Raw genomic sequence first — 13,846 nt, forward strand, 5'->3', positions numbered from 1 at the left:
TATAACCATGAAAATTAATTTCAAAATATTAGCAACGGCCTGTTTGGCAGCTGTTATTGCAGTGGTTAGCTGCAAAAAGCCCGACTATACGTTCGGCAAGATAGTTACCCCTTCTGATGTAACCCTTAATACCAATATTGAGGGTGTTGATGCGGCCAACCCTAACGGCAATGGCAGCGGTAAAGTGGATATTGACGTTACGGCAAGTAACGTCATATCCTACAAAATTGACTACGGCGATGGTAATACCGAGATAGTAACATCGGGCAAGGTAACGCATAAATATGCAAGCCCCGGCACTTCTGATTACACCATCATTGTAAGCGCTATAGGTACAGGTGGTGTAACTTCAACTGCTACAAAAAAGATAAGTGTTTTTGTGTTGTTTGAAATTCCTGCCGAGATGTTGCAAAACCTTACCAACGGCGGTTCGCAAACATGGGTTATTGATCGCGAAACGCCTGGTCACGTAGGTGTTGGCCCGGTTAATACATTCACTCCAGATCATTATGCAGCCCCGCCAAACCAGCGCGACCCTTGTTTGTACGATGATGAAGTAACCTTTACCAAGGATGCTAATAACGGAGTAACCATGACTGTTAATAACAAAGGTCAGTCTTTCCTGGTAGCAGCATCTACCGTTTACTACGGTTTTAGCGGCGGCGATAACTGCTTTACAATTGATAACAGCGCACCTCGTAAATTAGCGTTTATGGATGCAACATCAAGCTCAACAACGGCAAACTCAACCCGTATACAATTTATGGTTCCGGGTAATGGTTTAATAGCCTTTGGTACCGGCGGTAAAAATTACGAGATATTATCTATCACCCCAACAACTATCCATTTGCGTAACATAGGCACAGACGGATTGGCCTGGTACCAGATATTTAAAGTAAAACAATAAGGATATGAGACGCATAAGCACATACATACTGATAGCGCTTGTAGCGCTGATAGCAGCCTGCAACAAAGAAAATGATGGCGGTAAGGTTGACCCTAACAAGCCATCAAACGTCCAGATAAAAGCCACACCAAGTACCGATAACAGCGGCGACGTAACCTTTGCGGTTACGGCAACCAACGCGGTATCATACGAGTTTGATTTTGGCAATGGTATTTACCAAAGCTCTGAAACAGGGCAGGTAACTTACAAATATCCGGTAGCGGGTACTTACACGGTAAAAGTTACCGCTAAAAGCGCTGCGGGTAAGGTAACAACCCAAACCTCAAGCGTTACCGTAGCCGCAAGCGAAACGCTCGTATGGGCAGACGAGTTTGATAAAGCCGGCGCACCCGATCCGGGTAAATGGGGTTATGACCTGGGCAACAACAATGGCTGGGGTAATAACGAGCTGGAGTACTACACCAACCGCCCCGAGAACGTGATAGTGGCTGATGGCAAGCTAAAAATTATGCTGAAGAAAGAAGCTTACATGGGCTACACATTTACTTCGGCAAGATTGTTATCAAAAGGCAAATTCAACTTTAAATATGGTAGGGTTGAGTTTAAGGCCAAATTGCCATCGGGCGGTGGTACCTGGCCTGCGCTTTGGGCGTTGGGTAGCAATGTTGATACCACCCCTTGGCCGGCCTGTGGCGAAATAGATATTATGGAGCACGTGGGTAATCAGCAAAATAAAATATTCTCTACCCTGCACTATCCCGGCCACTACGGTGGCGGTGGTGTAAGCCAAACGGTGATGAACCCAACTGCTTCAACAGACTTCCATGTTTACAGCCTGGAGTGGACTAAAACCGAACTCAAGTTTGCTGTTGACGGCAAGGTGTACCATACCTTTGCCAACAGTGCCGATACTCCTTTCAATGCCGATTTCTTCCTGATCATGAACGTGGCAATGGGCGGTAACTTTGGTGGCGCTGTTGATCCGGCGGTTACCGGTGGTACCATGGAAGTTGAGTATGTACGAGTTTACAGATAATAAACGTAAAGGAGTATCCCTGCGGGGATGCTCTTTTATTATAAATCCCTTAAACAGGTTATGCTCAATAAAAAACTATTTATAACCGTTGCTGTGGCAGCGGTAACAGCTTTGCCCGCGTTTGCGCAGGTAAAGAAAACTACGGCAGATAAGCCAAAGCAGACGGGCAAGGTCATCTTTTTTGATGATTTCGCTACCGGCAAGCTCGATCGCAAAAAGTGGACGCCCATAGTAACCGGTTTCCATGTTAACGGAGAGCTGCAGGCTTATGTTGATTCGGCCGAGGTGATATCATTTGTAAACGGTGCCGAGGCGCAGGGTGCCGGTAATGGTGCGCTGGTACTCACGCCAAAATACTCGCCGGGCTTTAAAACTTTTGATAACCAGACTTTTGATTTTATATCGGGCAGGCTGGTTACCCAAAACAAGTTCGATTTTACTTATGGTACTGCCGAGGCCCGCATTAAACTGGTTGCTGCAGATGGCCTTTGGCCGGCCTGGTGGATGCTGGGGTACCCCGAGTGGCCCGCAGGTGGCGAAACCGACATTATGGAGTTTATTGGCGAAGGCGACTGGGTAAGTGCCGCAGTGCACGGCCCCGGCTACAACGGCGAAACTCCTTTTGTTAACCGCTTGTATCTGCCTAAAAACAATGATGTTACCAAATGGCATATCTATGCCGTTGAATGGACACCCGAGAGCCTGGTGTTTAAATACGATGGTGTACCAATGTTCAGGGTAACAAAAACCATGGCCGAGCATTATGGCAAATGGGTATTTACCGATAAGCAGTTCCTCATCCTCAACTTTGCTGTAGGCGGTATTTATCCGTTCAAGATAAACGGGTTAAAAAAACCATACTACGGCTTATCAGAAAAAGCGCTTGATCTGATCAAACAACGCAAAGCAAAAATGCTGGTTGATTGGGTTAAGGTGACTAAGTACTAAGAGAGATACAGGTTAATTAATAATGGTGAGCAAGCCCGTTCAAATGGTAACATTTGGCGGGCTTCGTTTTTTAAGTCCGAATCGCTTCCGCAAGCGTCTCGCTTGTGGGTTTATAGTACCGTGCAGATTTCCCATCTTTGTAGCTTTATCAGTAAAGAAAATTGAGGGCTAAATACCTTTACAATTTATTAACTTAGTAGGATGCTGCGCGGCAAGGTTTTAAATATCGTTTATATAGTTATGGCGCTGGTTGTTATGCAGCCTGCAATTTCGCGTGCGCAGCAAACTACCGATGGCCTGTTGCGTGTACTGAACAAAGTGCTGGATAGCAAAGAAAAGATAGACCAGGCCAAGGTTGCCGAAATAGAAAAAATCAAAAAAGGCCTGCACGCCAACTACGCATCGCTGAATGCGCGGTATGATAACTACGAGAAGTTGTTTGATGCCTACAAATCCTTTGTGCACGATTCTGCTTACTTCTACTGCAAGAAGCTGGACGAGGTAGCCTATCAGCTAAAAGACCCCGCCCGCATCAACAATGCGAAGGTGAACATGGGCTTTGTGCTCATTTCTGCCGGTATGTTTAAAGAGGGTTTGGATACGTTGTCTCGCGTTAATACCCGATACCTGAACGAGAAACAACACTTTGAATACTTTTTCCTGCAGGCCCGCAGTCATTTTGATATTGCCGATTATGATAAAATAGCAGACTATTACTATCCATACAGCCGTGAGGGTTTGGCTTTTTGCGATTCTATCATTGCAACCCATAAACCCGGCTCTTATGAATATCTTTCGGCAGCTGGTTTAAAAGCTCTGCGCAGCGGCGATTATAAAGCAGCCTTGGAACCTTATCAGCAGATCATGCGTTTGCCGCAAACCTACCAGGATAGCGCGGTGAATTTAAGCTGCCTCAGCTACATCTATTACGTTTCAAAACAATCTGATCTGAGCCTGCAACTGCTCACCAAAGCGGCTATTATCGATAATATGCACGGCACTAAAGAGTCGGTTGCGCTAACTAATCTGGCCAAGCGTTTGTATGAGGATGGCGATACCAAATCTGCATTCCTGTACATTCACAATGCGATAAACGATGCCAATTTTTACGGAGCCCGCCATCGCGAAGCACAGATAAGCAGCATCCTGCCCATTATTGAAACCGAAAAGATAAAGGGCATGGAAAAGGAGCGGCGTACACTGCTGGTATATGCGGCCACCATTACCTCTTTGATTGTTGTTGTGATCGTATTCGCGGTGATAACAGCAAGGCAACTGAAGAAACTGCGCATTGCCGATGAGCTCATTGTTAAAAAGAACAACGATCTGAATGCAGCCAACGAATTGTTGCTAAGCACCAACCAAACCCTCGACCAGGCCAACCGCTCGCTTAAACACATGAACAGCAAACTGGATGAGGCCAACATGATCAAGGACGAGTATATCGGCAACTTCTTCACCATTAACTCGGGCTACATCGAGAAGATTGACCGCCTGAAACGCAGCCTTGAAAAGATCTCGAAAGATAAAAGCTATGATGAACTGGCGCGGGTGATCAATCGCCTTAACACGAGTTACGACCGCGAGAACTTGTCTGACAGTTTTGATAAAGTTTTCCTTAACCTCTTCCCCAATTTTGTTGAGGATTTTAACCTGCTGTTTGATGCCGAACACCAAACTCAGATTACCGGCCAGGTGCTGAATAACGAGCTGCGCATCTTTGCGCTTATACGTTTGGGGATTGATGAGAACGAGACCATCGCCAAGATCCTCAACTACTCGGTGAATACCATCTACACCTACAAAACCAAAGTGAAGAACCGCTCCTTCGTTGCTAACGACGAATTTGAGGGCCGCATTATGCAGATAAAAGCCCTTAAAGAGCAGCCTGTTTCGGCATCTTAAGCCCATATTTATTCCATATTTTCTATATCAGCTCTCCTTTATTATAATTATAAATAATTGATTATTAATTATTTATAATTATTCATTCGGTTTGATTTTTAATATCGGCTCTCCGGAATATTGTAACCGCGCGTAAAGCTCTTTTACTTTGATGTTGTGGTACAGGCCCTATCCGGTACCAACCATATTAAACCAATTAAACCCATTTAAATGAAACACATTTCCTTATTTAAGTATGGCCTTGCCGTGCTTTTACTTTCGCTGTGTACACTATCTTTTGCCCAAACACCGGTGTTTTCGGGCAAGGTAGTTGACGAAACCAACAACCCTTTGCCGGGTGCTGTTGTGCGTGTAAAAGGCACCAATCAGGCCACCTCAACTGATGCCAACGGCGCGTTCCGCGTTACCGGCAGCGGCGAGGCAATTGTGGTAAACATCACTTTTATTGGCTATGATGCCATTGAGAAAACGCTTACTGCCAATCAGTCGCTGAGCATACAGATGGTGCCAAATGCCAAATCACTTTCAGAGGTGGTTGTGGTAGGTTATGGTACAACCAAAAAATCAGACCTTACCGGTGCAGTAACCACTTTGGGTACCAAAGACCTTAACCCCGGCCCTATCACCAACCCTCTGCAACAATTAGCGGGCAGGGCTGCGGGCGTTAACGTTAGCCAAACGGGTAGCGAGCCGGGTACATCGCCAAGTGTACGTATCCGAGGTATAACATCGCTTATTGGCGGTAACGACCCATTGGTTGTGGTTGATGGGATACAGGGTAATATGGACCTGTTAAAGCAACTGCCGCCAAGCGAGATAGAATCTGTTGACGTGCTGAAAGATGCATCGGCAACGGCAATCTACGGTTCGCGCGGTGCGCCGGGTGTTATCATCGTAACCACTAAAAAGAGCAAAGCCGGTAAAACTTCATTGGAGTATAACGCAAGTGCATCGGTTGATGTAAATTCTAAAACCCTGAAAGTACTAAACGCCGATCAGTGGTGGGAGCAAGCACAACTTTACAACGTGCCTGCCGAGACCAACCACGGATCGAGCACTAACTGGAAAGACCTGCTGCAACAAACGGGATCAACCCAGAACCATACTGTAGCATTTGGCGGCGGAGCGGATAAGTTTAACTACCGCGCATCGCTTACCAACATTGCGCAAACCGGTACGGTAATCAACTCAAAATACAAGAACAACATTGGCCGCCTAACCGCAACGCAAAAAGCGCTTGACGACAGGTTAACGCTGACCATGAACCTGACGAGTGGTATCAACGATGCAACTTACAGCCCGCCAAGCATTGGCCGTGCTGCATTTACATCGGGCCTGTTCAACAATACGTATGTGGCCCGCCCTACAGACCCGGTATTGAACCCTGACGGTTCATACTATACCGATCCTAACGTGTTCCAGTACATTAACCCGTATGCTGTTGCCAAAACGGTAATTAACCAGGTACATGAGGATGCACTGTTCGGTAGCCTGCGTGCCGACCTGCAATTGACCAAAGGCCTCACTGCAGGTTGGTTTGGCAGCTGGAGAAGGTTGAATACCAACACAGGTTATTACCTGCCTGCAAAATCTACCGTACCAAGTGCTATTGATAACAGTGGTATTGCCAATATCAGCAACAGCCATACGGATGAAAAGCTAACCGATATCAGCCTGAATTACAAAGCAGATTTTGGCCAGCACCACTTAGATGCGGTAGCGGTTTATGAATACCAGTCGCAAACCTACAACGGCAATTTTGCGCAGGCTAAAGGTTTTATTAACGACCTTGCTACTTACAACGCCATGCAACTGGGCGACCTTACAAAAGTTACCCCCGGCGACATTTCATCATACAAGAACGACCGCAACCTGGTATCTTTCCTGGGCAGGGTAAACTATACTTTTGCTAACCGCTACCTGTTAACGGCAAGTTTCCGTCGTGATGGTTCATCGGTATTTGGAGCCAACCACAAGTGGGGCGATTTCCCTTCGGCATCATTAGCCTGGAGAATTGACCAGGAAGATTTCATGAAGAACCAACGCATCTTCAGCACGCTTAAACTGCGTGGTGGTTATGGTGTAACCGGTAACCAGCAGGGGCTATTGCCACAAGGCTCAATACGTTTGGTAGGTTATGCAGGTGCTACTTATTTCGGTGGCCAGCAGATCACCAATTACTTTGTGAGCCAGAACGAGAATGCCGACCTGCGCTGGGAAACCCGTAAACAAACCAACTTAGGTGCCGATTTCGGTTTCCTTAATGATCGTTTAACTGCTACGGTTGATGTATTTACCGCAACAACCAGTAACCTGCTTTTCAACTACACTGTGCCTCAGCCACCGTACCCGTACGGAAGCATTAAGGCAAACGTGGGCAGCCTGCTTAACAAAGGTTTAGAGGTATCATTAGCTTACCAGGTTATCCGCAACAGCAATACCACGCTTACTTTGGCTGGTAATGCATCGTTCCTGAAGAACAGGGTACTTAACCTAAGCGGCACTATCAACGGCATCCAGCAAAATACCGATTACATACCTTGGGGCGCTAACGCGTACCTGATAAAAGGCCAGCCTGTTGGTACCTTCAATATCATTAAACACCTGGGTAAAGATGCCAGCAACTCCGAGACCGTTGTTGACCAGGATGGTAACGGCATTATTGATCAGGGTAACCAAAGCCCCGACAGGGTATTATCAGGCCAGGCATTGCCTAAATACACCTTTGCCTTTACACCAAGCTTTAGCTACAAAAACTTTGATGCATCAATGGTTTGGAGAGGATCGGGCGGTAACAAGATCTATAACGCTATCCGTGCTAACCTGAGCTACTTTGAGAATTTGGGTAAAGCCAACGTACTGCAAAGCGCCGTACCACTGGGCCTGTACCACTCACAATATGGCAGCGACCTGTGGCTTGAGGATGGCTCATTTATCCGTTGGGAAAACCTAAACGTAGGTTACCGCATCAATACCAAGTCAAAATACATCAGCTCGTTAAGGCTGTCACTAACCGGTACCAACCTGCTGGTGATAACCAAATACAGCGGCGCCGACCCGGAGCTGATTGCAGACGGTGGCAGCACTATGGGTGTTGACAACGGTACCTATCCGCGCGTGCGCAGTTTTGCCTTAGGACTAAATGTGGTATTAAAATAATGATGTAACGATAATGAAAAAGATAATATTAAGCATTTTAGCGGTTGGCCTGGTAGCACAAAGCTGTACCAAGGTTAGCGAGAATGTATATGATAAATACCCTGCCAGTGAATTTTATTCGTCGCCTAAAGGGGCGGATATTGCGCTGGCCAGTGTTTACGCACAGGTAGGGGGCAACTGGGATGGCGTGGGCTATGCCGGTGCAGATAATGGATGGTATGACCTAAACAGCTTCTCGAGCGATGAGCAGGTGATCCCCCACCGCAACACCGGCGACTGGCAGCTTGATTTTGCCCAGCTTTACCAGCGCCAGTGGCTGCCAAGTTTTGGTATCATTAACAACACCTGGAATTGGTTGTACAAATCTGTTTACATAGCCAACCTTGCCGTATCGCAACTGGAAGCGGCTAAAGCCGATGAAGCAAAAATTGCCGAAGCCAAAGTGCTGCGCGCTTTCTTCTATTATTTGTTGATAGATGATTTCGGCAACGTGCCTTTCTTTACCGATAACAACGTAACGGTTGATAAACTGCCCCAGGCATCGCGTAAGGATGTTTATGATTTCATCGTGAAAGAAATCACCGAAAACGCCGATAAACTCAGCGAAACCAAAGGCGGTGCATATTATGGCCGCTTTAATAAATGGGCGGCTTACACCCTGTTAGCCAAAGTTTATTTAAATGCAGAAGTGTACACCGGTACGCCAAAGTGGGCAGAAAGCTTAGCCGCCTGTAATAAGGTTGCACAAGGTAGCTTTACACTACACCCCGGCAGTGCAAATGCCACAAGCCCGCTGGGTTACCAGTATTATGAACTGTTTGGCGATAAAAACCCTACGGATGAAACCATCCTTTCTATTTACGCTACCGTTGATATTGTATCTCGCAATATTCTTACTATCCGCAGTTTAAACGGGCCTAACTTTATGGCTGTTTACGGCTACAGTGGCTGGAACGGTACTGTTATCCCGGAGGATTTTTATAACAAATATGCCGATAACGATATCCGTAAGAAACAATTCCTGGTTGGTTCGCAAGATGGCGGTGTTACTTATACGGCTACCATATCATCATTAGATAACCCCGGTGCCGGCGCTAACGAAGGCGTGCGCGATACCAAGTTTGTGCCTGCTTTGCCAATGAACGGTGGCGGCGCCTCTAATGATTTTCCGATCTTCCGCTACGCTGATGTTATGCTGATGCAGGCCGAGTGTAATGTTCGGCTGGGTAATGCTGCCGCAGCCAAACCGTTGGTTGATGCCGTAAGGCAGCGCGCGGGTTTAGGTGCATTAACCAGCAACCCAACCCTTACAGATATCTACAATGAGCGCGGTTTTGAGCTGAACTTTGAAGGCCACCGCCGCCAGGATATGATCCGCTTTGGCACATTTACACAGGCGCGTGGCGTAGTGCCTGCGGTTGGCGATTTCAGGAAGCTATTCCCTATCCCAACCAATGCGCTAAATGCCAACACCAGCCTTAAACAAAATCCGGGTTATTAAAAGCATTCATCAACATGAAAAAAATATATTATTTATTCACACTGATACTTGTATGCCTGGGTTTTGGCTGCAAGAAAGACCAGACACTTACCGTACTTAAAACAGTATCGTTTGGTAATGGCACTTCGTTAAGTAGTTCCGTTAATTCGGTAGTACTTACCAAAGCTAAAGATACCACATCGGTTATAGCTTTCTCGTGGCCTGCTGTAAAATATACCATTAAAGCATCTGTTACTTATGCCCTGCAGGTTGATGTACCTGCCGATACTGTTGGTACCAATGCATGGGCTAATGCCAAAACCATAGTTGTAGGTAACGATGTGCTCAGCAAATCTTATTTAGGTAAAGATCTGAACACACTGGCGCTTGATATGGGACTTATACCTGAAGTAGAGAATACCATAGTTGTGCGTGTGCGTTCTTACCAGGATCAGTATGCCTACACCAATCCGTTAACTATTAAAATAACACCGTACAAACCTGTAGTAACCTATCCGCTGTTGTTTATCCCCGGCAATTACCAGGGCTGGAATCCAGAAACAGCGCCAACCGCGGCAGCTCTAAAAACAAACATTTATGAAGCTTATGTATATATGCCGCAGGCTGATAACTACTACTTTAAGTTTACCACCGCGAGGGATTGGACACACATCAACTATGGCGATAACGGTAACAACGCGGTTACCGATAATGGCCTTGCCGGTGGCATGGTAGCACCCGGACCGGGTTATATCCAGGTTTCTATCAACCTCAATACCAAAACATGGGCGGCAGTGCCAACCACCTGGTCAATACTGGGCGATGCATCACCGGGCGGCTGGAATACTGATACGCAGTTAACCTATGATAAAGCCAAAGAGGTGTGGACAGTTACCTGTGATATGAAGAAGGATGGCTCGTTCAAGTTCCGTGCTAATAATGCCTGGGTAATTGATTTTGGTGTTGATGCCGAAGGTAAGCTGGCTTATGCCGATAGCCCGGTATATGGTTATGATGCTTCGGTTGCCAATATCACTGTGCCATCAGACGGCAACTACACCATTACGCTTGATCTGCACGATCCATCTAACTACAACTATAAATTGAAAAAGAATTAGGCTTAGGGCGGCGCAAGCCGCCCTATATCAACTATTGATCATGAAATTAAAACCAATACAAATTGTAATGAAATTACTACTGGTATCGCTTATTACCATATTCAGCTTTTGCAAAAAAGACACAAGCGCGCAACAACAAAATAATGATGCAAAATATCCGCAGTACGGCACTCCATTTGCCAATGTGCCTAAGGTGTCAGATGCCGCTATTTACCAGGTTAACCTGCGTGCCTTTAGCGCCGATCATAACTTTAAAGCTGTTACCGCCAAACTGGATGAGATAAAAGGCCTGGGCATAAATGTAGTTTACCTGATGCCGATATATCCTGTAGGTGTGGTTAAATCTGCAGGTGGCTTAGGCTCTCCATATTCGGTTAAGGATTACAAAGCCATCAATACCGAGTTTGGTAACCTTGATGACCTGCGCCAGTTAGTTGATGCAGCCCACAGCAAAGGCATGGCCGTAATGTTGGATTGGGTGGCTAACCATACCTCATGGGATAACGCCTGGACAGCCAACAAAAGCTGGTACCAGCAGGATGCAAACGGCAACTTTATCCCGCCGGCCGGCACCAACTGGTCTGACGTTATTGCATTGAACTACAATAATAAAGATATGCGTGCAGCCATGATTGATGCTATGCGCTACTGGGTGTACACCGCAAACATTGACGGTTACCGTTGCGATGCAGCAGACTTTGTTCCGCTTGATTTTTGGAAAGAAGTTAATGATGCCATGAAAGCCATTACCTCGCACAAATTGCTGATGTTGGCCGAGGGTACGCGTGCAGACCATTTCAAAGCCGGTTTCCAGATGGTGTACGGTATGGGTTACTACGGAAACCTGAAAAACAACATATTCGATAAAAATGCATCATTATCTGTGTTGCAAAACCTCAATACTACCGAGTATGCTACTGCGCTGCCGGGTTCACAAGTAGTACGTTACACCACTAACCACGATGTGTATTTAAGTGATGGTAGCCCCGTTAATATTTTCGGCGGTAAAACCGGTTCAATGGCCGCTTTCCTGGTAACCTCTTACATGAAAGGTGTGCCGATGATCTACAACGGACAGGAAGTGGGTGCTACTTTGAAGATAGATTTCTTCTACAATACACCTATCGACTGGAGCACCAACCCGGATATGACCAAAGAGTATAAAGATATCCTCAATTTCCGTGCAACAAGCGATGCCGTAAAAACCGGCGACCTGAGCCTGTACAGCAGCGATGATGTATCAGTATTCACAAAAAGCAACGATAAGCAAAAAGTGCTGGTAATAGCCAACATCCGTAATGATAACAAAACTTATAATGTGCCGCCTGCCCTGGCAAACGGCGCCTGGAAAAATGCTTTCACCAATGCTGCGGTAACATTGGGCAGTACTTTAAAACTACAGCCTTATCAGCACATGGTATTGGTGCAATAGATCAATTATTGTTGGTTATATATTTGATTGGATCCCTTTGGCCGGCAGGCTGAGGGGATTTTTTTGTTTATAACGGAGATTATTTTAAACTTTTTTTAAAATATTTTTTACTGCGCAAAAAGGCTGCGCAGTAGGCCCTAACCTTTGTATCAACAAAACAAAGAAGGATGTTAAAAATGAAATTCAACCTGTTAAGTAAATTAAAAGCAACAGTTACCAATTATGAAGGTGCAATAGCCTATGAGCTATCGCCCGAAATGGAATTATACACCGCGGTAGTTACCTGGAGCCTTAACGATTCCTTTTATGAGAAAGATGAAAAACGTATGGAGCGCGTACGCAAGCTGATTGCACAATGCAATCCTGTTTTTGTGGGTAAGCTTGCAGTATATGCCCGTACCAAAATGTATATGCGTTCGGTTCCATTGGTATTGGTTACTGAGCTGGCTAAGCTGCACTCGGGCGACGATCTGGTTGCCCGGGTTACCGATGGCGTTATCAATCGCGCCGATGAGATAACCGAGTTGCTGGCCTGCTACGGTATGCTGAACGAGCGTAAAGGAACCAAAAAACTAAACCGCTTAAGCAAGCAATTGCAAAAAGGTTTATCAACCGCCTTTAACCGCTTTGATGAGTACCAGTTTGCCAAGTACAACCGCGATGGTGCTATAAAAATGCGCGACGCATTGTTCCTGGTGCACCCAAAAGCAAAAGATGAGTTGCAGCAATTACTATTCAACAAAATAGCAAACAATGACCTGCAAACGCCTTACACCTGGGAAACCGAACTATCTGCCTTAGGCCAGATAGGTTTCGATAGCATTGAAGCGAAATCCCTGGCTTTTAAAGCAAAATGGGAAGAGCTGATAGACAGCGGCAAACTGGGTTACATGGCCTTGTTACGTAACCTGCGCAACATACAGGATGCGGGTGTTAGCTATGCTCATTTCGATAAAGTGTGCGCACGTTTGGCTGATGCAAATGAAGTAGCGAAAGCAAAGCAGTTTCCGTTCCGTTACCTGGCGGCTTGCCGCGAGTTAATGGCGCAAAGCGTTGCACCAGCAAAAGTGCGTGCGGTAGTTGCCGATAACAAAGGTTTTACAGGCGCATTGCTGGATGCTTTGGAGAAAGCGGTACAGGCAAGCGCTGCCAACATAAAAGGATTTGGTTACGAAACACGCGTGTTGCTGGCTTGCGACGTATCCGGCTCTATGCAAACACCGGTATCAGCCAAAAGCAAAATATTGTTGTACGATGTGGGTTTGATGCTGGCCATGCTACTGCAATCGCGTTGTAAAAACGTTGAGGTAGGTATGTTTGGCGATACCTGGAAAACCATTGCTGTACCACGTAACAATATACTGGGTAACGTACAGGAGTTTTATCGCCGCGAGGGCGAGGTGGGTTATGCCACTAACGGCTACCTGGTTATACAGGATATTTTAGCACGCCGTGTGGTGATGGATAAAGTGATGCTATTTACCGACTGCCAGTTGTGGAACAGTAACAGCTTTGCTAACGATATCCAGAAACAATGGGTGCGTTACCGCAAAGAGGTAGCACCAAATGCAAAACTCTACCTGTTTGACCTGAAAGGTTATGGCAACACGCCATTGCAGGTATTGCAGAACGGTGTACACCTGATAGCCGGCTGGAGCGATAAAGTTTTTGAGGTGTTAGCTGCCTTAGAGAACGGCGACTCGGCGTTAAGCGCTATCAATAACATAGAATTATAACCCAAGTATGGGAAGGCTAACCTCCCATACTTTTAAAAGAAATTTAAGAGATAAAGATGCCGTAAGATCCGGGTTACTTCACATCCAACTGAAAACAGGCACCCGGTCAATTGTTGCTCTTTAAA

9 protein-coding genes are annotated in these 13,846 nt (G+C 46.1%); all 9 read left to right on the top strand.

The features are described from left to right. Positions 1–7 precede the first annotated feature (7 nt). The 9 genes from D0C36_RS15075 to D0C36_RS15115 all read left to right on the top strand — a co-directional run bounded on the left by D0C36_RS15075 (position 8) and on the right by D0C36_RS15115 (position 13,721). On the top strand, positions 8–907 hold the full coding sequence (locus D0C36_RS15075; protein WP_117392432.1) for a PKD domain-containing protein: 900 nt from the start codon (positions 8–10) through the stop codon (positions 905–907). Positions 908–911: 4 nt separating this feature from the next. Next, positions 912–1,943, top strand: coding sequence for a family 16 glycosylhydrolase (locus D0C36_RS15080; protein WP_117392433.1), 1,032 nt, complete (start codon positions 912–914; stop codon positions 1,941–1,943). A 60-nt stretch (positions 1,944–2,003) separates the two neighbouring features. Further along, complete coding sequence (locus tag D0C36_RS15085; protein ID WP_117392777.1) at positions 2,004–2,891, top strand: glycoside hydrolase family 16 protein; 888 nt, start codon at positions 2,004–2,006, stop codon at positions 2,889–2,891. Positions 2,892–3,131: 240 nt separating this feature from the next. Further along, positions 3,132–4,796: a DUF6377 domain-containing protein gene (locus D0C36_RS15090; protein ID WP_147322000.1), complete on the top strand. Its 1,665-nt coding sequence runs from the start codon at positions 3,132–3,134 to the stop codon at positions 4,794–4,796. Between the two features lie 210 nt (positions 4,797–5,006). Continuing rightward, positions 5,007–7,955 (top strand): SusC/RagA family TonB-linked outer membrane protein, encoded by a 2,949-nt coding sequence (locus D0C36_RS15095; RefSeq protein WP_117392435.1) that lies wholly within the window; start codon positions 5,007–5,009, stop codon positions 7,953–7,955. 13 nt (positions 7,956–7,968) lie between these two features. Next, a complete protein-coding gene (locus tag D0C36_RS15100) occupies positions 7,969–9,456 on the top strand; it encodes a RagB/SusD family nutrient uptake outer membrane protein (protein WP_117392436.1) in 1,488 nt (495 codons plus the stop codon). A 14-nt stretch (positions 9,457–9,470) separates the two neighbouring features. Further along, entirely contained in the window at positions 9,471–10,553 is a 1,083-nt protein-coding gene (locus D0C36_RS15105; protein WP_117392437.1) for a SusE domain-containing protein, read from the top strand. A gap of 67 nt (positions 10,554–10,620) precedes the next feature. After that, complete coding sequence (locus D0C36_RS15110) at positions 10,621–11,985, top strand: alpha-amylase family glycosyl hydrolase (protein WP_117392778.1); 1,365 nt, start codon at positions 10,621–10,623, stop codon at positions 11,983–11,985. Positions 11,986–12,161: 176 nt separating this feature from the next. After that, complete coding sequence (locus D0C36_RS15115; protein WP_117392779.1) at positions 12,162–13,721, top strand: TROVE domain-containing protein; 1,560 nt, start codon at positions 12,162–12,164, stop codon at positions 13,719–13,721. Positions 13,722–13,846: the final 125 nt, after the last annotated feature.

This window comes from Mucilaginibacter conchicola (assembly GCF_003432115.1).
GTDB classification, from domain to species: domain Bacteria; phylum Bacteroidota; class Bacteroidia; order Sphingobacteriales; family Sphingobacteriaceae; genus Mucilaginibacter; species Mucilaginibacter conchicola.